This is a genomic window from Pseudomonas extremaustralis (genome assembly GCF_900102035.1).
GTDB classification, from domain to species: domain Bacteria; phylum Pseudomonadota; class Gammaproteobacteria; order Pseudomonadales; family Pseudomonadaceae; genus Aquipseudomonas; species Aquipseudomonas extremaustralis.
On sequence record NZ_LT629689.1, the window covers coordinates 6,244,885 to 6,266,837 of the forward strand.

At 55.2% G+C, this 21,953-nt stretch carries 21 protein-coding genes, 1 tRNA gene and 2 pseudogenes; 15 read left to right on the top strand and 9 right to left on the bottom strand.

From position 1 onward, the window contains the following. Window positions 1-92 precede the first annotated feature (92 nt). Window positions 93-1,466, top strand: coding sequence for an IS1182 family transposase (locus BLR63_RS28800; protein ID WP_010568148.1), 1,374 nt, complete (start codon window positions 93-95; stop codon window positions 1,464-1,466). Window positions 1,467-1,660: 194 nt separating this feature from the next. Here the strand turns inward: BLR63_RS28800 and BLR63_RS28805 are convergent, their stop codons facing one another. Then, window positions 1,661-2,062, bottom strand: coding sequence for a hypothetical protein (locus BLR63_RS28805; RefSeq protein WP_010568118.1), 402 nt, complete (start codon window positions 2,060-2,062; stop codon window positions 1,661-1,663). 449 nt (window positions 2,063-2,511) lie between these two features. Between BLR63_RS28805 and BLR63_RS28810 the strand changes: the two genes are divergently transcribed. Continuing rightward, a complete protein-coding gene (locus BLR63_RS28810; RefSeq protein ID WP_010568117.1) occupies window positions 2,512-2,694 on the top strand; it encodes a hypothetical protein in 183 nt (60 codons plus the stop codon). A gap of 165 nt (window positions 2,695-2,859) precedes the next feature. Further along, window positions 2,860-4,500 carry an AIPR family protein gene (locus BLR63_RS28815; protein ID WP_010568116.1) on the top strand — a complete coding sequence of 547 codons (1,641 nt, stop codon included), beginning with the start codon at window positions 2,860-2,862 and terminating at the stop codon, window positions 4,498-4,500. A 120-nt stretch (window positions 4,501-4,620) separates the two neighbouring features. On the opposite strand, the pseudogene BLR63_RS32570 reads toward BLR63_RS28815, so the two are convergent. Then, a pseudogene (locus BLR63_RS32570) lies at window positions 4,621-4,841 on the bottom strand (hypothetical protein); the annotation flags it as partial. 253 nt (window positions 4,842-5,094) lie between these two features. Here BLR63_RS32570 and BLR63_RS28820 point away from each other — a divergent pair. Continuing rightward, window positions 5,095-6,245 (top strand): IS3 family transposase gene (locus BLR63_RS28820; RefSeq protein ID WP_086008205.1). Its coding sequence is split into 2 segments (ribosomal slippage): window positions 5,095-5,329 and window positions 5,329-6,245, totalling 1,152 coding nucleotides; the frame shifts between segments, so codons are not numbered across the junction. A gap of 15 nt (window positions 6,246-6,260) precedes the next feature. On the opposite strand, the gene BLR63_RS28825 is transcribed toward BLR63_RS28820, so the two are convergent. The 6 genes and pseudogenes from BLR63_RS28825 to BLR63_RS28850 all read right to left on the bottom strand — a co-directional run bounded on the left by BLR63_RS28825 (window position 6,261) and on the right by BLR63_RS28850 (window position 10,607). Beyond that, the gene (locus BLR63_RS28825) at window positions 6,261-6,530 is read right to left on the bottom strand and encodes a hypothetical protein (RefSeq protein ID WP_010568127.1); all 270 of its coding nucleotides are present in this window, start codon (window positions 6,528-6,530) and stop codon (window positions 6,261-6,263) included. 34 nt (window positions 6,531-6,564) lie between these two features. After that, window positions 6,565-7,626 (bottom strand): hypothetical protein, encoded by a 1,062-nt coding sequence (locus BLR63_RS28830; RefSeq protein WP_010568126.1) that lies wholly within the window; start codon window positions 7,624-7,626, stop codon window positions 6,565-6,567. A gap of 304 nt (window positions 7,627-7,930) precedes the next feature. Next, on the bottom strand, window positions 7,931-9,304 hold the full coding sequence (locus BLR63_RS28835; protein ID WP_010568148.1) for an IS1182 family transposase: 1,374 nt from the start codon (window positions 9,302-9,304) through the stop codon (window positions 7,931-7,933). Window positions 9,305-9,498: 194 nt separating this feature from the next. Then, window positions 9,499-9,708, bottom strand: coding sequence for a hypothetical protein (locus BLR63_RS28840; protein ID WP_042946865.1), 210 nt, complete (start codon window positions 9,706-9,708; stop codon window positions 9,499-9,501). A 100-nt stretch (window positions 9,709-9,808) separates the two neighbouring features. After that, a pseudogene (locus BLR63_RS28845) lies at window positions 9,809-10,333 on the bottom strand (tyrosine-type recombinase/integrase); the annotation flags it as partial. A 189-nt stretch (window positions 10,334-10,522) separates the two neighbouring features. Continuing rightward, window positions 10,523-10,607: transfer RNA gene (locus tag BLR63_RS28850), tRNA-Leu, on the bottom strand. A 108-nt stretch (window positions 10,608-10,715) separates the two neighbouring features. On the opposite strand from BLR63_RS28850, the gene queA reads away from it, so the two are divergent. The 6 genes from queA (at window position 10,716) to BLR63_RS28880 (ending at window position 16,790) form a co-directional block, all read left to right on the top strand. Next, the gene (gene queA, locus BLR63_RS28855; RefSeq protein WP_010565219.1) at window positions 10,716-11,765 is read left to right on the top strand and encodes a tRNA preQ1(34) S-adenosylmethionine ribosyltransferase-isomerase QueA; all 1,050 of its coding nucleotides are present in this window, start codon (window positions 10,716-10,718) and stop codon (window positions 11,763-11,765) included. A gap of 5 nt (window positions 11,766-11,770) precedes the next feature. Then, on the top strand, window positions 11,771-12,886 hold the full coding sequence (gene tgt, locus BLR63_RS28860; RefSeq protein WP_010565220.1) for a tRNA guanosine(34) transglycosylase Tgt: 1,116 nt from the start codon (window positions 11,771-11,773) through the stop codon (window positions 12,884-12,886). Between the two features lie 43 nt (window positions 12,887-12,929). Then, window positions 12,930-13,268: a preprotein translocase subunit YajC gene (yajC, locus tag BLR63_RS28865; RefSeq protein WP_010565221.1), complete on the top strand. Its 339-nt coding sequence runs from the start codon at window positions 12,930-12,932 to the stop codon at window positions 13,266-13,268. A 62-nt stretch (window positions 13,269-13,330) separates the two neighbouring features. Beyond that, entirely contained in the window at window positions 13,331-15,199 is a 1,869-nt protein-coding gene (gene secD, locus BLR63_RS28870) for a protein translocase subunit SecD (protein ID WP_010565222.1), read from the top strand. Window positions 15,200-15,208: 9 nt separating this feature from the next. Next, window positions 15,209-16,123 (top strand): protein translocase subunit SecF, encoded by a 915-nt coding sequence (gene secF / locus BLR63_RS28875; RefSeq protein WP_010565223.1) that lies wholly within the window; start codon window positions 15,209-15,211, stop codon window positions 16,121-16,123. 124 nt (window positions 16,124-16,247) lie between these two features. Then, entirely contained in the window at window positions 16,248-16,790 is a 543-nt protein-coding gene (locus BLR63_RS28880) for a glycine zipper 2TM domain-containing protein (RefSeq protein ID WP_010565224.1), read from the top strand. A gap of 98 nt (window positions 16,791-16,888) precedes the next feature. On the opposite strand, the gene suhB is transcribed toward BLR63_RS28880, so the two are convergent. Then, window positions 16,889-17,704 (bottom strand): type III secretion system regulator SuhB, encoded by an 816-nt coding sequence (gene suhB, locus BLR63_RS28885; RefSeq protein ID WP_010565225.1) that lies wholly within the window; start codon window positions 17,702-17,704, stop codon window positions 16,889-16,891. A 145-nt stretch (window positions 17,705-17,849) separates the two neighbouring features. On the opposite strand from suhB, the gene trmJ reads away from it, so the two are divergent. The 5 genes from trmJ to iscU all read left to right on the top strand — a co-directional run bounded on the left by trmJ (window position 17,850) and on the right by iscU (window position 21,934). Further along, a complete protein-coding gene (gene trmJ / locus BLR63_RS28890; RefSeq protein ID WP_010565226.1) occupies window positions 17,850-18,620 on the top strand; it encodes a tRNA (cytosine(32)/uridine(32)-2'-O)-methyltransferase TrmJ in 771 nt (256 codons plus the stop codon). A gap of 2 nt (window positions 18,621-18,622) precedes the next feature. Next, window positions 18,623-19,405, top strand: coding sequence for a serine O-acetyltransferase (gene cysE, locus BLR63_RS28895; protein WP_010565227.1), 783 nt, complete (start codon window positions 18,623-18,625; stop codon window positions 19,403-19,405). A 286-nt stretch (window positions 19,406-19,691) separates the two neighbouring features. Next, a complete protein-coding gene (iscR, locus tag BLR63_RS28900) occupies window positions 19,692-20,183 on the top strand; it encodes a Fe-S cluster assembly transcriptional regulator IscR (RefSeq protein WP_003194020.1) in 492 nt (163 codons plus the stop codon). A gap of 50 nt (window positions 20,184-20,233) precedes the next feature. Continuing rightward, window positions 20,234-21,448: an IscS subfamily cysteine desulfurase gene (locus BLR63_RS28905; protein WP_010565228.1), complete on the top strand. Its 1,215-nt coding sequence runs from the start codon at window positions 20,234-20,236 to the stop codon at window positions 21,446-21,448. Between the two features lie 99 nt (window positions 21,449-21,547). Continuing rightward, window positions 21,548-21,934 (top strand): Fe-S cluster assembly scaffold IscU, encoded by a 387-nt coding sequence (gene iscU / locus BLR63_RS28910; protein ID WP_010565229.1) that lies wholly within the window; start codon window positions 21,548-21,550, stop codon window positions 21,932-21,934. Window positions 21,935-21,953: the final 19 nt, after the last annotated feature.

The window sequence follows — 21,953 nt, forward strand, 5'->3', positions numbered from 1 at the left end:
GAGGCTGCTCTCGGCCGATTCTGTTGAAAAAGTAGATATCCTGCTTGGCCTGCGGCAAAATCAGGTCATCGGCCAGCGGGAGGATTCGCAGCATGATGGGACAATTGTCGAGCGGACAAGAGAGGCTGTTTTACTCGTTCAACATTGAAGATCACATCCCAGCCAATCACCTCCTGCGCAGCATTGATCGATGCCTTGATCTCAGCGATCTGCGCCATTATCTCGCCGATTTTTATAGCCCAATCGGGCGCCCATCGATTGATCCCGAACTGATGATTCGCCTGTTGGTGGTGGGCTACTGCTACGGCATTCGCTCCGAACGTCGGTTGTGCGAAGAGGCTCATTTGAACTTGGCGTATCGCTGGTTCTGCCGCTTAAGCCTCGAAGACGAAGTCCCCAATCACTCTACGTTTTCCAAGAATCGGCACGGTCGCTTTCGTGACAGCTCGCTGTTTCGCTGGCTGTTCAACGAGGTGCTGCGTCGCTGCATGGACGCAGGTCTGGTCAAGGGCGAAGGGTTTGCGGTCGACGCCAGCGTCATCAAAGCAGATGCCAGTCGGCAACGTGGCGTACCTGGCGATGATGAAATCAACTGGCGCGATCCGTCGCTGAGTACTCGCGCCGTGCGTGAGTACCTTGAAGCGCTGGATGAAGAAGCGTTACGCGAAGCACTGCCTAAGCGCCTGTCATTGACTGATCCACTTTCTCGTTGGACCGCAGCGCCAGGAGGCCCGGCGTTTTTCGCCTACTCGACGAACTATCTGATTGATGTCGAGCATGGCGTGATCATGGATGTGGAGCCGACCCCAGCGCATCGAACCGCCGAGGTCGAGAGCACCAAGACCATGATCGAGCGGGTCGAAGAACAGTTCGACATCAAGCCGGATCGGCTCATCGGCGATACCGCTTACGGAACCGCACCGATGCTGGCCTGGATGGTGAACGAAAAAGACATCGAGCCGCATGTGCCGGTTTGGGACAAAACCGAGCGTAAGAACGAGAGCCTCTCGATCAGTGATTTTCAATGGAGTGAAGAAGCGCAGGAATATCGTTGTCCCACGGGGCACGCCCTGCGCAGCGAGTGGCGGGCCTTCAAGAACCAGCGCTCACATGTCACGAAAGCCGACACCATCATCTTTCGATCCCGGAAAACAGACTGCTCTAAATGCTCAATGAAAGAGCGCTGCTGCCCAAACACCTCGTTCCGAAAAATCGCCCGTAGCGTCCATGAGGCGGCACGCAATGTTGCTCGGCGAATTGCCGCAACACCGCAATACGTGTGCTCTCGCCATGAGCGCAAAAAGGTCGAAATGTTGTTCGCTCATCTCAAACGAATCCTGAAACTGGATCGATTAAGGCTACGAGGAATGACCGGTGCAAACGACGAATTTACCTTGGCCGCTGCGGTACAGAATTTAAGACGACTGGCGAAACTGACCTCACAAGGGCCGCCGACCACGGGATAGGTACGCCCGGAATCAGCAAAAACCCTCAAATTAACCTATTAACCAAGCTGCAACGGTCAATGCAGAACCGGAAAGCCACGCAACGTGGTGACCAGGTTCTGAAACGAGGGCCAACGTCGCCTTCTTACAGCCTGAAATTCCGACTTTTTCAACAGAATCGGCCAGAAGCAGCCCTTTGAAGGCTCGAGTCGCACCTACTTCGAAAGCCCGTTTGCGCCGTCGTCGATCTCACACAAAATCCGCTCAAGCTCAGGTCGCGACCACTTCTCCCAAGAAAATACATCCCGGTCATCACCGGTGTGCCAATACTCGCCTGCGTCAAATGCCTGATAGATAGAGAATGCCGGCTGGGGCATATCCGCGTGCATGGACAAGTCGATAATATCGCTGATGACAGTATTCATCACCTCATCACAGTAATGAAAATCGCGGGTGCCTGTAATAAACAATCTTGCAACTGAGATCGCCAACTGATTCAAAAGATCGCGACTGTCGATCTGTAGGTACTCACACATCACACTCAATTCCGTGTTTGGGGCCTCTTCAATGACCGTAAGTACGTAATCAAGGTTGTAATCACTTAGACCTTTGTTCATGGGGTAACAGCACTCGCCAATTCAGTTTTGCCATGGATTCAGGACAGGCTTGTCAGAAAGGCATATTGCCAGATGTGCTGCCGAAGGTCCGCTTTGGGTGGATTGTAGCCGGTCGCGAAAGACCGGAGCCGGCCAAAAGCGGCCCTCCCCGGAATGCAGGAGTCGGCCGAAAGCCTTCCTTGCGCGGACATTAAGTGTCCTACGGTAGCGGCTTTGTTGAGCGTTCGAATATTTTCTTCATCGCCAAAACACTAAAAATCAAGCCATTGATTTTATGAGAAAAAATTGAGATTAATGTGATTTTAGACGTCCGGAAAAAGCCTACGTGGAAAAGATGTGGATTTTCTCGTAATCATTCAGATCACATTTGCTCGCATAAAAGCGTTCCTTGCTAGCCTCGGTGGTGTCTACAATCAGCAGATAGGCCAAAATGATGGAGACTAATTTCAATGAGCATGCATGAAGCAGCTGTGCTGGTTGAGAAGTACTCCCTTGCCGAAGCGAATGCGGCTATTCAGGAAGACTGGAAGCTTTTAGCTGTCGTGCCAGGTGACGATGCGGTGATCTACATTCTTGGTAAGCCCGCTCCGGAGCCTGAGATGGCAAAAAACATAAATATTCGCTTTACTTGAATAGCGAAAAACTGCGTCCTTCTTATGTTCTGAGATTGGTTTTTAGGCCTGGATGGGTGGTATAGCAAGGAGCACTTAGTTGCCACGTTGGGATTTTAGTATTGTTGTGGATGTAATTTATTTAAGCTTTAAGTGTTTTGATATAAATTTCAATGAGGGATGCAGATGAGTCCGGATGACCTGAAATATGAGAGCCTTCAAAAGATATTAGCGGTTTATGAGGAGAAAGGTCGAGGGGAATCCATCGCGTTTTTAAACTGGTTCCTAGAAAATATTTTTCGACTAGATCCAGTAGATGCTGATGATGCTATCTGTGATCGCCCTAACGATCGTGGCATTGACGGTGTCTATGTTGACCATACCAAGCAAGAAATTATTATCCTGCAAGGTAAACTTAAGCAAAGAGAGTCAACTATAGGGGATGCTGGGTTACGGGAGTTGGCAGGTACAATTAGTCAGTTTGACACTCCTCAATCTGTTCAGGCGTTACTCGATGGTGGCGCCAATCAAGAACTAAAAGCAGCGCTGACTAGAAACAACGTTAAAAGCCTCATAGAAAATGGCTATGAAGTAATTGGTGCTTTTATTTGTAACCAGGCACTTGATGCCAATGGGATGGAATTTCTAGATCAAGATAGTTCCATTCGGGTCTACGATAGGAACCTCATCGCCAGTGAGCTTATAGATATTGACAGGGAGGGTGGGGTAAAGGGTACGTTCTCTTTTGACACGTCTTATGTGTCTCCGATGGTTATAAGCACTGGAACAAAGGCTATAACCTATATCCTGCCTGTACAAGCCGTAGAACTTGTCATGCTGTCAGGAATTGATGATGGCACTCTTTTCTCTCAAAATGTACGCCATTCGTTGGGTAATACGAAGGTCAATAAAGAGTTAAGAGTGAGTGTGCTCGACAAGTCAGAACACGAAAACTTCACCTTGTATCATAACGGCGTTACTATCTTGTGCAAGGATGCCAAATTTAACGGTGAGGCCATTGAGATTACTGATTATGTTGTTGTCAACGGTGCGCAGAGTATATCTACATTCCGAAAGTCGAGGGAGCATCTTAGCAAGGATTTGAGGGTTCTTGCGAAGATAATTAAGCTTGAAGATTCTGTTTTGTCAAAGAAGATTACTATAAATAGCAACAATCAAAATGCCATCAAGCCACGCGATTTAAAGTCTAATAATGAAATTCAGGTGCGATTGCTAGAGGAGTTTAAGAGGGTCGAAGGTGGCGAGTATGCATTTGAGATAAAGCGTGGGCAGGATATCAAGCCTGGTAAAAAAGTCATCACTAATGAAGAGGCTGGCAGGTTACTTCTCGCGTTTGACTTATTGGAGCCAGAGTCCTGTCATCAGGTATATAAGCTGTTTGATGACAAATACAATGATATTTTTGCTCGACCTGCAGTGACGGCGCATAGAATTCTTTTTCTTCACGCTATAATGGGTAGGATTTTAACGGCCGCAGAAGGTATAAATTATAAGCCGTTGGCTAAGTACGGTTTGACACGCTTCTTTTTGCTGTCTGTTATATCTGATCTTATGAAGTCAAATTCTAATTCTGCACAGTTCCTGAAAGAACCCAGGGCTCTGTTTGAAGCAGGGACAATTCAAAAGTTTCTTCAGTCCATTGAGGAGGTTTTGCAGTCGATTGTTATTGATTTAAATTTTGAGGTTGAGTCGCTTGGTGATCAGTTCGATTATAAGGGTGATCTGAAAAGTCCTGCAAAACTTAGAGAGTTACGCGGAAAATTACGTCGAAGCTACGAGAAGGATGTGGCACGTAAAAAAAGCTAGATCGCTATCTGATCTGTTGAATTGACAAGGCGAATAATCTATATGAAAAAATGGGTGGCGCGGCGATCGCGCACATTCGCGCCAGCCATTGTAAATAGTTTTCAATTAATCTGATTCGTATTATTTATCCGTATATTGGGATTTATAGGAATGAAGGTACGGCATAGGACGTGGAAGCTTCAGCGCTAGTTGCAGTATTTCCACGAAATCCCACCTATCCTCATTGATCCACGTCCCGTAATGCTGACGGACCTTGTTGCTGTTGGTGTGCCGCATTTGTTCGGTGATCCAATCGATTGAGGCAATGCCCCTCGGCAGAAGCTAATGGCGTAGGTGTGCCGGTAGTAAGAGTCAATGTTAAAGGCCGTTTTTGGGCTGTCTCTGCCTAATCAGTCGGCTGAGCGCTATTGACCGATTGCCGCTTCTCTTAGAGAAGTTTGAGCTATCTGCGATTTCGCCTCTGAGTTACCCGTCCCTATGCTCGATGGATTACGCCGGTCTTATAGAAATCATTTATGCGTATCTAAACTTCTGAATCGCCCCGGGTTTCGTAGACACCTCCATGCCTTAAACTGAGGCCAATCAGGAGGTGCCATGAGCAACCCACGTTATCCCGAAGAGTTCAAAATCCAAGCGGTCAATCAAGTGACCGAAAAGAAGCTGCCTGTCGCTGATGTGGCGGCGCGTCTTGGCGTGTCGACGCATAGCCTCTATGCCTGGATAAAGCGCTACAGCAAACCTCAGGCAGAACGGCAGCAAGACGACGATCAGCACGCTGAACTGCGTCGTCTGCGAGCCGAACTCAAGCGCGTCACCGAAGAGCGAGACATCTTAAAAAAGGCCGCCGCGTACTTTGCCAAGGAGTGCGGTTGAAGTACGCCTTTATCAAGCAGCGAGCGGGCGATTATTCCATTCGACGGCTTTGCCTGACGCTGAAAGTCCATCCCAGCGGTTATTACGCCTGGCTGTCTGAGCCGCAATCTGTACGCGCCAAAGACGACCAGCGACTGCTGGGTTTGATCAAGCATTCCTGGCTGGAGAGCGGCGGCGTTTATGGCTATCGCAAAGTCCATGACGATCTGCGCGAAGTCGGTGAGGATTGTGGTCGGCATCGTGTGGCGAGGCTGATGCGTCTTGAAGGTCTGCGCTCTCAGACAGGGTATCGACGCCGTCCTGGCAAATACGGCGGTAAGCCAGCGGTCGCCTCACCCAATTTACTGAAGCGCCAGTTCGATGTCGTAGAACCCAACAAAGTTTGGGTCACCGACATCACTTACATTCGTACGTATGAAGGCTGGCTGTATTTGGCAGTGGTGCTGGATCTGTTTTCTCGTCAGGTCGTTGGCTGGTCAATGAAGTCGCAGATGACCAGTGATTTGGCCATTGATGCGTTATTGATGGCGGTCTGGAGGCGTAAACCGAAGCAGGAGGTGATGGTTCACTCCGACCAGGGCAGCCAGTACAGCAGCGCCGATTGGCGCAGTTTTTTGAAGGCGAACAATTTGGTTGCCAGCATGAGCCGCCGAGGCAATTGTCATGACAACGCCGTGGCTGAGAGCTTTTTCCAGCTTCTAAAGCGGGAACGGATCAAGCGGAAAATCTATTCCACGCGCGAAGATGCTCGTAGTGATGTGTTTGATTACATCGAGATGTTCTACAACGCAAAACGCCGCCATGGTTTCAACAATCAGCTGTCACCGGTAGAGTTTGAAAAGCGTTATGCAATGAGCTTGCAAGGTGTCTAGAGAATCCGGGGCGATTCACTTCTTCTTGGCTATCCTGACCGCTTCTTGCTCGGCTTGCAGCGTGCTTAAAATATCCTCTTCGTGGGGCAATTCGAATGTATTGCCCTCATATTCGGTGGTGACCTGCATCGTCATATATAGGCGCGGAGTAAGCGCCTTTATAACTTTCTTTTTGACCTGGGCTTCATCTGCTGAGGGTAGGACAATATCGATTATCGCTGGCGGTGAGGGTAGTATCTTCGCCTCGGTTGCCGGCGCGGCGCCGCCGAAGAGAGCTCGACGCATATCGTCTTCGGTTAAATTTCGGTTAAATCCTTAGTCACGAGCTTCTCAGGGGAGACGGCGGTTGTAGGTCGGGACCATGCTCCAACTTTTGCGCTGCTACTTGGGAGGCCACTGCGAGATTTTTCTCCGATAACGACCTTTTACGCTTCTGTGTCCGCTTGCGTACCGATTTCCATTTTCCTTGAGCCATTGGATTACTTCTCGAGGGGCTAATCGGCAGCACGCATTCCCAGTAAAATTCGAAGGATTTGCGATGACCATCTGGGAGGCCAGCTGTAGCCAATCGCTGTCCGAACGATGGAGAGAGTTGCCATAATGCTCTTATGGGAGCCGCATCAGTCATGATGAAGGATTGGTATAAGAGATACTTGAGTTCATATATTGTGAGTTGAGACGATAGGATAGCTAGGTAGCTTTCTTTACGCTCAGGTGCAGGATTGTCGTTTTCAATCATTGCTAGAAGTGCGATAAAAGTCGCTAGATATCTCCCTTGGCGGATAAACACCGAGTGGCAGGTTTGAAACAGCAAATAAACATATTCCTCCTGATCGTCTAGCTTTTCAGAGAACCTATAGTTCTTGTGTTTGCGCCACGCACGATCAAATCTGGTGAGGAATACGCTTAATGCTTCAATTCCATAGGATTTCTCATGAGCAGAATGAGGATTAATGACTGATAGTGTGCTCAGGTTTTCCTTGTAGAGCGTCAATAAACGATAAAATGACTCTTCAAACTGTTGTTGCTGAAACGTCTTGCTCTGAATTTTTATCTCTTGACGAGTCTCTGATAACTCCTCGCGAGTGAGTTTGAGATCTTCACGTTGTAGAAAAATGGTTACCAATAGTCCCATAAATCCAAGCCCTGTGAACAAAGCATTGAGGGCCCCAAAGCTGTCCCCAAAGGTGCCAGATTTAGCTATCGAGAGCTCGCTGACTGGCCAGGTGAGCGATATCAGCCCTATCGCGTAAGCACCAACCGTAGCCACCACAAAAATAAATCCGGCTAAAATTACCTTCTTCACGTGTAGCGCGGGGACTCGTCCATCATCGTCTGGAGCAGGTGTTTCGTGAAAAAACTGTATCAACCGGTCAAGCATAGCGTCTCCCCTGATAGCTCAACTATTGGGCGACAATAAGGCCCGTGGTGGCCAGATAATAGCCTTTCCCGAATCAGCAAGATGGATTCCAATCGGCTTCACCTAGCGAGATTGATAAAGTCAGTTCGACTGTCCGCTTGTGGCCGATTCTGTTGAAAAAGTCGGAATTTCAGGCTGTAAGAAGGCGACGTTGGCCCTCGTTTCAGAACCTGGTCACCACGTTGCGTGGCTTTCCGGTTCTGCATTGACCGTTGCAGCTTGGTTAATAGGTTAATTTGAGGGTTTTTGCTGATTCCGGGCGTACCTATCCCGTGGTCGGCGGCCCTTGTGAGGTCAGTTTCGCCAGTCGTCTTAAATTCTGTACCGCAGCGGCCAAGGTAAATTCGTCGTTTGCACCGGTCATTCCTCGTAGCCTTAATCGATCCAGTTTCAGGATTCGTTTGAGATGAGCGAACAACATTTCGACCTTTTTGCGCTCATGGCGAGAGCACACGTATTGCGGTGTTGCGGCAATTCGCCGAGCAACATTGCGTGCCGCCTCATGGACGCTACGGGCGATTTTTCGGAACGAGGTGTTTGGGCAGCAGCGCTCTTTCATTGAGCATTTAGAGCAGTCTGTTTTCCGGGATCGAAAGATGATGGTGTCGGCTTTCGTGACATGTGAGCGCTGGTTCTTGAAGGCCCGCCACTCGCTGCGCAGGGCGTGCCCCGTGGGACAACGATATTCCTGCGCTTCTTCACTCCATTGAAAATCACTGATCGAGAGGCTCTCGTTCTTACGCTCGGTTTTGTCCCAAACCGGCACATGCGGCTCGATGTCTTTTTCGTTCACCATCCAGGCCAGCATCGGTGCGGTTCCGTAAGCGGTATCGCCGATGAGCCGATCCGGCTTGATGTCGAACTGTTCTTCGACCCGCTCGATCATGGTCTTGGTGCTCTCGACCTCGGCGGTTCGATGCGCTGGGGTCGGCTCCACATCCATGATCACGCCATGCTCGACATCAATCAGATAGTTCGTCGAGTAGGCGAAAAACGCCGGGCCTCCTGGCGCTGCGGTCCAACGAGAAAGTGGATCAGTCAATGACAGGCGCTTAGGCAGTGCTTCGCGTAACGCTTCTTCATCCAGCGCTTCAAGGTACTCACGCACGGCGCGAGTACTCAGCGACGGATCGCGCCAGTTGATTTCATCATCGCCAGGTACGCCACGTTGCCGACTGGCATCTGCTTTGATGACGCTGGCGTCGACCGCAAACCCTTCGCCCTTGACCAGACCTGCGTCCATGCAGCGACGCAGCACCTCGTTGAACAGCCAGCGAAACAGCGAGCTGTCACGAAAGCGACCGTGCCGATTCTTGGAAAACGTAGAGTGATTGGGGACTTCGTCTTCGAGGCTTAAGCGGCAGAACCAGCGATACGCCAAGTTCAAATGAGCCTCTTCGCACAACCGACGTTCGGAGCGAATGCCGTAGCAGTAGCCCACCACCAACAGGCGAATCATCAGTTCGGGATCAATCGATGGGCGCCCGATTGGGCTATAAAAATCGGCGAGATAATGGCGCAGATCGCTGAGATCAAGGCATCGATCAATGCTGCGCAGGAGGTGATTGGCTGGGATGTGATCTTCAATGTTGAACGAGTAAAACAGCCTCTCTTGTCCGCTCGACAATTGTCCCATCATGCTGCGAATCCTCCCGCTGGCCGATGACCTGATTTTGCCGCAGGCCAAGCAGGATATCTACTTTTTCAACAGAATCGGCCGGAAGCGGTCATAAGCTCGCAGCCGCCACAGACCGAAAGCCAGAAGAATCTGGGATACTTTTTTTAATGGAGGGATATTGCGAGGCGGAAGCTCCTTAAGCTTCCACCTCCTTATCAACCGCTCCTTCTTTTGAGCTGGAGGTCAATGAATTCAAGCTCTGCCTTGATAGCATCAATCGTGAGCGTTTCAACCTTGGTGTCTTCGTATTCTCTTGCGTTGAGCTTTTTCACTCCCGCCATGCCGACGATTATCCCGTTTAAATGCAGCTGCCGGGCCTTTAGGTCATCAGGCATCTGAGCGCTGTTCTGTGGTTTTTGGTTCATGGTTAGACCGATGGTAGGCCCGAAGCAACCGGCCCTCGCCGGTTGCTTCAGGGAGGGTTTAGGTTAGGCCGGCAACAGGTCAAGCAGGCTGTGTTGGTGTTTCCGCCACGTTGTGAGCGTCTCTAGCTTCGAGGGATGCCTGGAGATCTGCACAGTCGGTGCGGGTGATTTCGTCGAGGGGCGTATCTCCCAATGCCGGGAGTATGTCCTTGTCGAGGTAGGTGCGGATTTTGTGAAGGGTAGAGGTTGCGAGGCCCTTTTCTTCTTTGGCCTTGAGCCAAGCTTCAGCAGCAGCTCGAAACGTTCGAGCCTTGGCCGCATCGATTGCAGCTTTAGCGGATCGTTTCTGCTCAAGGGGATCGGCGCCGCTACTCACCACTTTGCGTAGATCAGCAGCTTTCTCTCTTGCCAGCGCACCACTGACCTCTGGGTAACCCCCGAGCCCCATCCAAGCCCAATTGCCCGCCGGACGTTTGTAGCGTAGCTGCCAGGATTTACCACCATCAGGTTTGACCCTGAAGTAGAGGCCGTTTCCGTCTAGCTCCCGGTATTCCTTTGACTCCGGCTCCAGCCCTGCAAGCGTCGTGTCTGCGAGAGGGCGGCGCTTGATATCTGCGCGCTTCATCCTTGTATCCCAAAGTTCGGTATTTTTCTCAGGATACAAGCAGGGATACAGGGATACAGGGATACAGGGATACAGGGATACAACGGATAAGGGGATACAGAGGTAGAAAGCCAGACACAAAAAAACCGGCTCAAGTGGCCGGTTTCTCTGGGTCTGAGAGTCTGGTAGAGACTTTCAGATACTGCTATATGGTGCCCCGAGGGAGACTCGAACTCCCACTCCTTTCGAAAACGGATTTTGAATCCGCCGCGTCTACCAATTCCGCCATCAGGGCTCAATGGCGGCGAAGTATAGAGATGAGATTACCGTTGGTCAATCACGTTTCATGGTCAATTTTGACTATTTCCGCTAGACTTCCCGGCCCTGCTAGACGAACCCCATCATGCGCGTTGCTGACTTTACTTTTGAGCTCCCTGATTCGCTGATCGCCCGCCACCCTTTGGCCGAGCGTCGCGCCAGTCGACTGCTGACCCTGGACGGGCCCAGCGGTGCCCTCGCACACCGTCAATTCACTGATTTGCTTGAGCATTTGCGCCCAGGCGATTTGATGGTGTTCAACAATACCCGGGTGATTCCGGCGCGGCTGTTTGGCCAGAAAGCCTCCGGCGGCAAGCTGGAAATTCTGGTGGAGCGGGTGCTGGACAGCCATCGCGTGCTGGCCCATGTACGCTCCAGCAAGTCGCCGAAACCGGGTTCGACCCTGTTGATCGATGGCGGTGGCGAGGCCGAGATGGTGGCGCGCCATGATGCGTTGTTCGAGCTCAAGTTTGCCGAAGAAGTGTTGCCGCTGCTGGAGCGCGTCGGCCATATGCCGTTGCCTCCTTATATAGATCGCCCCGACGAAGACGCGGACCGCGAGCGCTATCAGACCGTGTATTCCCAGCGCCTCGGTGCCGTTGCGGCGCCGACGGCCGGGCTGCATTTCGACCAGCCGCTGCTGGATGCGATCGCCGCCAAGGGCGTCGAGAGCGCGTATGTGACCCTGCACGTGGGGGCCGGTACGTTTCAGCCGGTGCGTGTGGATAACATCGAAGACCACCATATGCACAGCGAATGGCTGGAAGTCAGCCAGGACGTGGTGGATGCGGTCAACGCGTGCAAGGCGCGCGGCGGCCGGGTGATTGCTGTCGGTACCACCAGCGTGCGTTCCCTGGAAAGCGCGGCGCGTGATGGCGTGCTCAAGCCGTTCAGTGGCGACACCGATATCTTTATTTATCCAGGCCGGCCGTTTCATGTGGTCGATGCGCTGGTGACCAACTTCCATTTGCCGGAATCCACGTTGTTGATGCTGGTGTCGGCATTTGCCGGTTATCCGGAAACCATGGCTGCTTATCAGGCTGCCATCGACAATGGATACCGTTTTTTCAGCTACGGTGATGCGATGTTTATCACCCGTAATCCGGCGCCACGCGGCCCAGAGGAACAACTATGAGTCGTATGTCGTTTGAATTGCTGGCCACTGACGGCAAAGCCCGTCGCGGTCGCCTGACCTTTCCGCGCGGTACGGTGGAGACCCCGGCGTTCATGCCGGTCGGCACCTACGGCACCGTCAAAGGCATGCTGCCACGCGATATCGTCGCCACCGGCGCCGAAATCATCCTCGGCAACACCTTCCACCTGTGGCTGCGTCCGGGTACGGAAGTGATCAAGAAGCACGGCGACCTGCATGACTTCATGAAGTGGCAAGGCCCGATCCTCACTGACTCGGGTGGTTTCCAGGTGTTCAGCCTGGGCGCCATGCGCAAGATCAAGGAGGAGGGCGTGACCTTCGCCTCGCCGGTGGACGGCTCCAAAGTGTTCATGGGCCCGGAAGAGTCGATGCAGGTCCAGCGCGACCTGGGCTCCGACATCGTGATGATTTTCGACGAATGCACGCCGTACCCGGCTGACGAAGATGTCGCGCGGGTTTCCATGGAGTTGTCGCTGCGTTGGGCCCAGCGCTCGAAGAACGCCCACGGCGACAACACTGCGGCGCTGTTCGGTATCGTCCAGGGCGGCATGCATGAAAGCCTGCGCAAGCGCTCGCTGGAAGGCCTCGACAAGATCGGCTTCGACGGCCTGGCCATCGGCGGTCTGTCGGTAGGCGAGCCCAAGCACGAAATGATCAAGGTGCTGGATTACCTGCCGGGCCTGATGCCGGCTGACAAACCTCGTTACCTTATGGGCGTTGGCAAACCGGAAGATCTCGTAGAGGGTGTGCGCCGCGGTGTGGACATGTTCGATTGCGTGATGCCAACCCGCAATGCCCGCAATGGGCATCTGTTCATCGATACAGGCGTGCTGAAGATCCGAAACGCGTTCCATCGCCATGATGATTCGCCGCTGGATCCCACCTGTGACTGCTATACCTGCCAGAACTTCTCCCGTGCTTATCTGCACCATCTGGACAAGTGCGGGGAAATGCTGGGTAGCATGTTGAATACCATCCACAATTTGCGTCACTACCAAGTCCTGATGGCTGGTTTGCGCGAGGCTATTCAACAGGGTACATTGGCCGCCTTCGTCGATGCCTTCTATGCCAAGCGCGGGCTCCCTGTGCCGCCCTTGGACTGAGTTTTCCGACCCTAAGATTCACTATTTGCAACTGGAGTGCTAAATGAGCTTTTTTATCTCTAACGCCATGGCTGATGCCGCTGCGCCTGCTGCTGCCGGCCCTATGGGCGGTGGTTTCGAGTGGATTTTCCTGGTCGGCTTCCTGGTCATCTTTTACCTGATGATCTGGCGTCCACAGGCCAAGCGTGCCAAAGAGCAGAAAAACCTGCTGAGCAGCCTGCAGAAAGGTGACGAAGTCGTGACCACCGGCGGTATCGCGGGCAAGATCACCAAGGTTTCCGATGCTTTCGTGGTGCTGGAAGTCTCCGACACCGTCGAAATGAAGTTCCAGAAGGGCGCCATCGCCGCCACGCTGCCAAAAGGCACGCTCAAAGCGATCTAAGCAACAACCTTTACCAATCGACGGGGCGCGCAAGGCGCCCCGCGTTATAAGCGGGCGGCGTGATGCTGAACAAATACCCTCTGTGGAAATACGTACTGATCCTGGCGGTGCTGGCGATCGGTTTTATTTATTCCGCTCCCAATCTCTATCCTGATGACCCTGCGATCCAGATCTCTGGCGCCAGCACTTCGCTGAAGGTCAATCAGGCTGACCTGGAACGCGCGAGCAAAGCGCTGACCGATGCGGGCATCCAGGTCAAGGCGGCAACGTTGGCAGCTGATGCGAAGGGCGGCTTGTTGCGCCTGACCAAGCAAGAAGACCAATTGCCGGCCAAAGACGTCGTGCGCAAGGCCATGGGTGACGACTACGTTGTCGCGCTCAACCTGGCACAGACCACGCCAAAATGGCTGCGCAGCATTGGCGCGCACCCGATGAAGCTGGGTCTGGACTTGTCCGGTGGTGTGCACTTCCTGCTGGAAGTCGACATGGACAAAGCCCTCGACGCACGCCTGAAAGTCTACGAAGGTGACGTGAAGAGCCTGCTGCGCAAAGAGAAGTTGCGTTATCGCAGCCTGCCGCAGCTCAACGGTGCCATCCAGCTGGGCTTCTCTGACGAAGCTTCCCGCGAACAGGCCCGCGCGCTGATCCGCAAGAACTTCAACGATTTCGACATCGTACCGGCCGACCTCAATGGTCAACCTGTACTGCGTCTGGCGATGACCCCGGCCAAGCTGGCGGAAATCCGCGAATACTCCATCAAGCAGAACTTGACCACGGTACGTAACCGCGTCAACGAGCTGGGTGTGGCCGAGCCGATCGTTCAGCGCCAGGGCGCCAACCGCATCGTGGTTGAGCTGCCGGGCGTGCAGGACACCGCTGAAGCCAAGCGTATCCTGGGCAAGACCGCCAACCTGGAATTCCGTCTGGCCGCTGAGCCGGGCGCTTCCAAAGCCACTTCCGAGACCTTCGAGTTCCGTGAAGGCAACCGCCCTCCGGCGCAGATCGAACGTGGCTTGATCATCACCGGCGACCAGGTGACTGACGCCAAGGCCGGTTTCGGCGAGCACGGTACCCCTGAAGTGAACATCCGCCTGGATGGCCATGGCGGCGAATTGATGAGCCGCGCCACGCGCAGCAACGTCGGTCGCAGCATGGCGGTGATCTTCATCGAGCAACGCCCGGTGACCACCTACACCAAGCAAATGGTCAACGGCGTCGAGAAAGACGTACCGGTGCAGACCTTCAAGGAAGAGAAGAAGATCATCAGCCTGGCGACCATCCAGTCGCCGCTGGGTGCTCAATTCCGCATCACCGGCCTGAACGGCCAGGGCGAATCCTCGGAACTGGCCCTGCTGCTGCGTGCCGGTGGCCTGGCTGCGCCGATGTACTTCGCTGAAGAACGCACCATCGGCCCGAGCCTGGGTGCCGACAACATCACCAAAGGTGTCGACGCAGCCTTGTGGGGCATGCTGTTCGTGTCGCTGTTCATCATCGCCATCTACCGCTTCTTCGGCATCATTGCCACCGTGGCCCTGGCGGGCAACATGGTGATGCTGCTGGCCCTGATGTCGCTGCTGGGCGCTACGCTGACCCTGCCGGGCATCGCCGGTATCGTCCTCACCATGGGTATGGCGGTGGACGCTAACGTGCTGATCTTCTCGCGGATCCGTGAAGAGATCGCCGCCGGCATGACCGTGCAGCGTGCAATCAACGAAGGCTTTGGCCGGGCATTTACCGCGATTCTCGACTCCAACCTGACCACGTTGCTGGTCGGTGGGATTCTCTTTGCCATGGGCACCGGCCCCGTCAAAGGTTTTGCGGTGACCATGTCCCTCGGTATCTTTACCTCGATGTTCACGGCCATCATGGTGACCCGCGCAATGGTCAACCTGATCTTTGGCGGACGTGACTTCAAGAAGTTGTGGATTTAAGGGGCTGCCATGTTACGTACAATCAACTTCATGGGCGTTCGCAATATTGCGTTCGGCGTCACCGTGCTCCTTACCGCTCTGGCGTTGTTCAGCTGGTTCCATAAGGGCTTGAACTACGGTCTGGACTTCACCGGCGGTACGCTCATCGAGCTGACCTACGAGAAGCCGGCCGACGTTACCCAGGTGCGCGAAGAGCTGGTCAAGGCCGGCTATCACGAAGCCATCGTGCAGAGCTTTGGTGCGACCACCGATCTGCTGGTGCGTATGCCGGGCGAAGACCCGCAACTGGGTCACCAGGTCGCCGAAGCCTTGCAGAAGGTTGGCGGTGATAACCCGGCGTCGGTCAAGCGCGTCGAGTTCGTCGGCCCGCAAGTGGGTGAAGAGCTGCGCGACCAGGGCGGCCTCGGCATGCTGATGGCGCTGGTCGGCATCATGATCTACCTGGCCTTCCGCTTTCAGTGGAAGTTCGGTGTCGGCGCCATTGTCTCGCTGATCCACGACGTGGTCGTAACCGTGGGCATTCTGGCGTACTTCCAGATCACCTTTGACCTGACCGTATTGGCTGCAGTGCTGGCGATCATTGGTTACTCGCTCAACGACACCATCGTGGTATTCGACCGGGTTCGCGAGAACTTCCGTGTGCTGCGCAAGGCCACGTTGATCGAGAACATCAACATCTCCACCACCCAGACCCTGCTGCGGACCATGGCGACATCGATCTCCACCTTGCTGGCGATCGCGGCACTGATGATCTTTGGCGGCGACAACCTGTGGGGCTTCTCCCTGGCGCTGTTCATCGGCGTTCTGGCGGGTACCTACTCGTCGATCTACATCGCCAACGTGGTGCTGATCTGGCTGAACCTCAACAGCGAAGACCTGATCCCTCCCGCTTCCACTGGCAAGGAGGTCGACGACCGTCCTTGATGGGCGCTTGTTGATCTGCTGTTACAAAGAAGGCACGAGTATTGAACTCGTGCCTTTTTTGTTGCTCCAAGGCTGGGTATAGCGCGGATCGTCCGGTCCGTTTGTGATGGTCAGGAGGTTCAACGTGAACAAGTCGTTACTGGTTGGTGCGGTATTGGGTGCTGTCGGTGTGACTGCCGGGGGTGCTGTCGCCACCTACAGCCTGGTAAAAAGCGGCCCTGAGTATGCGCAAGTGCTGGCGGTGCAGCCGGTGAAAACCCAGATCAAAACCCCGCGCGAGGTCTGCAAGGACGTCGCCGTGACCCGGCAGAAGCCGGTGCAGGATCAACACCAGATCGTCGGTACCGTGGTCGGTGCGCTGGCCGGTGGCCTGTTGGGCAACCAGATCGGTGGCGGTAATGGTAAGAAGCTGGCCACCGTGGCCGGCGCGGTCGGTGGTGGTTACGCCGGTAACAAGGTTCAGGAAGGCATGCAGAACCGCGATACCTACACCACGACCCAGACTCGCTGTAACACCGTCAATGACATCAGCGACAAAGTCGTCGGTTATGACGTGCGTTATACCCTGGGTGGCAAAGAAGGTTCGGTGCGCATGGATCGTGATCCAGGTGGCCAGATCCCGGTCGATAAAGAGGGTCGTCTGATCCTCGGCCAAAACCAGCAATAACCCCCGCCCTTGCAGGAGCCGGCAAGCTGGCTCCTGCAATGTCCAAATCCCAGGCACAAAAAAGCACCCCGAAAGGTGCTTTTTTTGTGCTCGCTCGCTTAACGCTTCAGCGAGGCCGGCAGGTGCGGCTGGATCGCCGTCAATACGGCCTTGAAGCATTTGGTGTTGCCGGCAACCACATGGCCTTTCTCCAGGAAGTCGTGACCGCCGGTGAAGTCGCTCACCAGGCCGCCGGCCTCTTGGATCAGCAGGGCGCCCGCAGCCATGTCCCACTCGGACAGACCCGACTCCCAGAATGCATCGAAACGACCGGCGGCAACGTAAGCCAGGTCCAGGCTCGCGGCGCCAGCACGACGGATGCCGGCGGTCTGGCCAACCAGGGCGCGGAACATGCCCAGGTAGTTGTCCAGGTTGTCCATCTGGTCGTCACGGAACGGGAAGCCGGTACCCAAGAGGGCGCCGTCCAGGCTGGTGCGGCCGCTGACACGCAGGCGACGGCCATTGAGCTGGGCGCCACGGCCACGGCTGGCGGTGAATTCTTCCTGGCGAACCGGGTCCAGCACAACGGCATGTTCCAGGCGGCCGCGGTATTTGCAGGCGATGCTCACGGCAAAGTGCGGGATGCCGCGCAGGAAGTTGGTGGTGCCATCCAGTGGGTCAATGATCCACAGGTAGTCTTCGCCTTCGCCACTGCCTTTGTGCATGCCGGTTTCTTCGCCGAGGATGCCGTGGGTAGGGTAGGCCTTGCGCAGAGCGTCGATGATTTTCTGTTCGGCGGCGCGATCCACCTCGGATACATAATCCTTGGCGTCTTTTTCGTCGACCTTGATGGTATCCAGGCGCTCGATGGAGCGGAAGATCAATTCACTGGCGCTGCGGGCGGCGCGCAGCGCGATATTCAGCATGGGCTGCATGGATGTGTCACCTAAGGTTGTTAAAGAAAGCCGGGCATTCTAGCAGAAACTTTCTTCAGGTGAAGGACGGTGTGAGCTTTCATGGCATAACCTTAGGCTGTTCTGTAAGATTTGCTCCCCTTTCCCGTGTCCGAGAGCGCCTCCCTTGCTGCAAAACATTCGTGTCGTCTTGGTCAATACCAGTCATCCCGGCAACATCGGCGGGGTGGCGCGAGCCATGAAGAACATGGGGCTGACGCGTCTGGTGTTGGTTGAGCCGCGTTTGTTCCCGCATCACGAGGCCGATGCCCGTGCATCCGGCGCCAATGACATCCTTGAAAAAGCCCAGGTCGTCGCCACCTTGGAAGACGCGCTGGTCGGCTGCAACCTGGTACTTGGCACCAGTGCCCGCGACCGTCGCATTCCCTGGCCGCTGCTGGACCCACGTGAGTGCGGCACCAAAGTAGTGGAAGAGGCTGCCGGAGGTGCTGAAATCGCCCTGGTGTTCGGTCGTGAAGACTCCGGCCTGACCAATGAAGAGCTGCAGCGATGTCATTACCACGTGCACATTCCATCGGACCCTGAGTTCAGCTCGCTGAACCTTGGGGCGGCGGTGCAGGTGTTGAGTTACGAAGTGCGCATGGCCTGGCTGGCCGCTGAAGGCCAACCGAGCAAGGTCGAGAAGGATGAAGTCGCGTCGACCAAAAGTGGCGAGCTGGCCACGATGGACGAGCTGGAGCGGTTCTATGAACACCTGGAGCAGACCCTGGTGGCCATTGAATTCCTCGATCCTGAAAAGCCCCGGCACTTGATGGCGCGCCTGCGTCGCCTGTACGGACGCAGCTCGGTAAGCCGAGCGGAAATGAATATATTGCGTGGCATCCTCACGGAAACCCAGAAAGCGGCCCGTGGCGAGCTCCTTAAGCGGAAGGATTAAAAATGTTCGAGCGTTTGCGAGAAGATATCCAGAGTGTTTTTCACCGTGATCCGGCGGCGCGCAACGCCTTTGAGGTGCTGACCTGCTACCCCGGCATGCACGCGATCTGGATTCATCGCCTGTCCGGTGCCTTGTGGGGCATGGGCTGGAAGTGGCTGGCGCGGCTGGTGTCGAACTTTGGTCGCTGGTTGACCGGCATCGAGATTCATCCGGGTGCGAAGGTCGGTCGTCGCTTCTTTATCGATCACGGCATGGGCATCGTCATTGGTGAGACCGCCGAAATTGGCGATGACGTGACCTTGTATCAGGGGGTAACCCTGGGCGGTACCAGTTGGAACAAGGGTAAGCGCCACCCGACCCTGGGCGACGGCGTGGTGGTCGGGGCGGGTGCCAAGGTGCTCGGGCCGTTTACCGTGGGGGCTGGCGCCAAGGTGGGTTCCAATGCCGTGGTGACCAAGGCCGTTCCGCCGGGTGCAACCGTGGTGGGTATCCCTGGCCGGATCATCGTCAAGCCTGAAGTGGGCGATGAGCAGGAAGCCAAGCGCAAGGCCATGGCCGAGAAGATCGGCTTCGATGCCTACGGCGTCAGCGAAGACATGCCCGACCCGGTAGCCCGTGCCATCGGTCAGTTGCTCGACCACCTGCAAGCGGTAGACGGCAAGCTGGATGGCATGTGCGGCGCGCTGAAGGAGTTGGGCAGCAGCTATTGTGCGAAAGACCTGCCTGAGTTGCGCGAAGAAGACTTTGCCGAAATCAAGGACGAGGCCGCCACCAAAACGAGCTGAAAAACTCCCCTATAGGCGCTGGCTTGCCAGCGATAGCGGTCTGCCAGCCACTGATCAGGTCGCTGACCCACTGCCATCGCTGGTAAGCCAGCTCCTGCAAGGGGGCTCCATTGGTCTTAGAAACCCCATCCCGCCGCGTTCCCGCTGTTCGTCCCTACCCCATCCTGCTATTATTCGCGCGCCCTTTTTACGGGTAATCCTGACTAAAGTAGTGGGTCTTATAGTTGACTTAAATACTCGGGAATCGCATACTCGCTCCCATTCTGAAACACCTTGGTACTTGTCCATGAGACTGACTACAAAAGGCCGATACGCGGTGACCGCCATGCTCGACTTGGCCTTGCACGCGCAAACTGGGCCGGTGTCCCTGGCCGATATCTCCGAGCGCCAAGGCATTTCCCTGTCATACCTCGAGCAACTGTTCGCCAAGTTGCGCCGCAGCAATCTGGTTTCCAGTGTGCGCGGTCCGGGTGGCGGCTATCAACTGTCCCGTGACATGCAGGGCATCCAGGTCGCCCAGGTGATCGACGCGGTCAACGAATCCGTCGATGCAACCAAATGCCAGGGGCTGGGTGACTGCCATGCCGGCGACACCTGCCTGACCCACCACTTGTGGTGTGACTTGAGCCTGCAGATCCATGAGTTTTTGAGTGGTATCAGCTTGGCTGATCTTGTGACTCGCCGTGAGGTGCAAGAAGTAGCCCAGCGTCAGGACCAGCGCCGTTGCAACACCAAGGCGCCGCGTCTGGACAAGATTGAAGCGTCCGCCGTCGAGTGACAGCCGAAGAGCTAACGGCACGCCAGCCAGCCTGATTTAGGAGAAAGTCCATGAAATTGCCGATTTACCTTGATTACTCAGCGACCACCCCGGTTGATCCGCGTGTCGCGCAAAAGATGAGCGAGTGCCTGCTGGTTGACGGAAACTTCGGCAACCCAGCGTCCCGTTCCCACGTATTCGGCTGGAAAGCCGAGGAAGCGGTCGAGAACGCCCGTCGCCAGGTCGCCGACCTGGTGGGTGCTGACCCGCGCGAAATCGTCTGGACCTCCGGTGCTACCGAATCCGACAACCTGGCAATCAAGGGCGCCGCGCATTTCTACGCGACCAAAGGCAAGCACCTGATCACCACCAAGATCGAGCACAAGGCTGTCCTGGACACCATGCGCCAGCTGGAGCGTGAAGGGTTCGAAGTCACCTACATCGAGCCGACCACCGACGGTATCGTCACTCCGGCGATGATCGAAGCGGCGATGCGTGAAGACACCATCCTGGTTTCGGTGATCCACGTGAACAACGAAATCGGCACCATCAACGATATCGCGGCCATCGGCGAGCTGACCCGCTCCAAAGGTGTGTTGCTGCATGTCGACGCTGCCCAGTCTACCGGCAAGGTCGACATCGACCTGTCGAAGCTGAAAGTCGACCTGATGTCGTTCTCCGCCCACAAGACCTACGGCCCTAAAGGCATCGGCGCCCTGTATGTGAGCCGCAAGCCTCGCGTGCGCATCGAAGCCACCATGCACGGCGGCGGTCACGAGCGCGGCATGCGTTCGGGCACCCTGGCGACCCACCAGATCGTCGGCATGGGCGAAGCGTTCCGTATCGCCAAGGAAGAGATGGCTGCTGAAAACGTGCGCATCAAGGCCTTGAGCGAGCGCTTCTACAAGCAGGTCGAAAACCTTGAAGAGCTGTACATCAACGGCAGCATGACTGCCCGTGTACCGCACAACCTGAATTTGAGCTTCAACTACGTCGAAGGTGAGTCGCTGATCATGGCGCTCAAGGACCTGGCGGTTTCGTCCGGTTCGGCCTGCACCTCGGCGTCCCTCGAGCCGTCCTACGTACTGCGTGCCCTGGGCCGCAACGATGAACTGGCACACAGCTCGATCCGCTTTACGTTCGGCCGTTTCACCACCGAAGAAGAAGTCGACTACGCCGCGCAGAAAGTCTGCGAAGCTGTCACCAAGCTGCGTACCTTGTCGCCGCTGTGGGACATGTACAAAGACGGCATCGATATTTCCAAGATCGAGTGGGCGGCACACTAACTATAGAAGCCGCCACCCCAGCTCTGTAGGAACGTGGCGGAAAACGCAGGCGTTTCTACAGGGTTCCAGAGCGGCCCTGATGAGTGAGGATTCAGTACCATGGCTTACAGCGAAAAGGTCATCGACCACTACGAAAACCCGCGCAACGTCGGCAAGATGGACGCGGAAGATCCTGATGTCGGCACCGGCATGGTCGGCGCTCCGGCGTGCGGCGATGTGATGCGCCTGCAGATCAAGGTCAACGAGGCGGGCGTCATCGAAGACGCCAAGTTCAAGACCTACGGCTGCGGTTCGGCCATCGCCTCCAGTTCCCTGGCGACCGAATGGATGAAAGGCAAGACCCTGGATGAGGCTGTGACTATCAGCAACACCCAGCTGGCCGAAGAACTGGCCCTGCCGCCCGTGAAAATCCACTGCTCGGTACTCGCTGAAGACGCCATCAAGGCGGCCGTTCGCGATTACAAGCAGAAGAAAGGCTTGATCTAAGCATTTGGCGACGAGTAAG

What these genes read in the sequence shown, in the direction of transcription:
- secF (WP_010565223.1), top strand. Translation starts at nt 15,209, where the DNA reads ATGTTACGTACAATCAACTTCATGGGCGTTCGCAATATTGCGTTCGGC.
- yajC (WP_010565221.1), top strand. Translation starts at nt 12,930, where the DNA reads ATGAGCTTTTTTATCTCTAACGCCATGGCTGATGCCGCTGCGCCTGCT.
- queA (WP_010565219.1), top strand. Translation starts at nt 10,716, where the DNA reads ATGCGCGTTGCTGACTTTACTTTTGAGCTCCCTGATTCGCTGATCGCC.
- BLR63_RS28800 (WP_010568148.1), top strand. Translation starts at nt 93, where the DNA reads ATGATGGGACAATTGTCGAGCGGACAAGAGAGGCTGTTTTACTCGTTC.
- BLR63_RS28840 (WP_042946865.1), bottom strand. Translation starts at nt 9,708, where the DNA reads ATGAACCAAAAACCACAGAACAGCGCTCAGATGCCTGATGACCTAAAG.
- BLR63_RS28905 (WP_010565228.1), top strand. Translation starts at nt 20,234, where the DNA reads ATGAAATTGCCGATTTACCTTGATTACTCAGCGACCACCCCGGTTGAT.
- BLR63_RS28815 (WP_010568116.1), top strand. Translation starts at nt 2,860, where the DNA reads ATGAGTCCGGATGACCTGAAATATGAGAGCCTTCAAAAGATATTAGCG.
- tgt (WP_010565220.1), top strand. Translation starts at nt 11,771, where the DNA reads ATGTCGTTTGAATTGCTGGCCACTGACGGCAAAGCCCGTCGCGGTCGC.
- iscR (WP_003194020.1), top strand. Translation starts at nt 19,692, where the DNA reads ATGAGACTGACTACAAAAGGCCGATACGCGGTGACCGCCATGCTCGAC.
- BLR63_RS28835 (WP_010568148.1), bottom strand. Translation starts at nt 9,304, where the DNA reads ATGATGGGACAATTGTCGAGCGGACAAGAGAGGCTGTTTTACTCGTTC.
- BLR63_RS28830 (WP_010568126.1), bottom strand. Translation starts at nt 7,626, where the DNA reads ATGCTTGACCGGTTGATACAGTTTTTTCACGAAACACCTGCTCCAGAC.
- cysE (WP_010565227.1), top strand. Translation starts at nt 18,623, where the DNA reads ATGTTCGAGCGTTTGCGAGAAGATATCCAGAGTGTTTTTCACCGTGAT.
- iscU (WP_010565229.1), top strand. Translation starts at nt 21,548, where the DNA reads ATGGCTTACAGCGAAAAGGTCATCGACCACTACGAAAACCCGCGCAAC.
- BLR63_RS28810 (WP_010568117.1), top strand. Translation starts at nt 2,512, where the DNA reads ATGAGCATGCATGAAGCAGCTGTGCTGGTTGAGAAGTACTCCCTTGCC.
- suhB (WP_010565225.1), bottom strand. Translation starts at nt 17,704, where the DNA reads ATGCAGCCCATGCTGAATATCGCGCTGCGCGCCGCCCGCAGCGCCAGT.
- secD (WP_010565222.1), top strand. Translation starts at nt 13,331, where the DNA reads ATGCTGAACAAATACCCTCTGTGGAAATACGTACTGATCCTGGCGGTG.
- BLR63_RS28805 (WP_010568118.1), bottom strand. Translation starts at nt 2,062, where the DNA reads ATGAACAAAGGTCTAAGTGATTACAACCTTGATTACGTACTTACGGTC.
- BLR63_RS28825 (WP_010568127.1), bottom strand. Translation starts at nt 6,530, where the DNA reads ATGCGTCGAGCTCTCTTCGGCGGCGCCGCGCCGGCAACCGAGGCGAAG.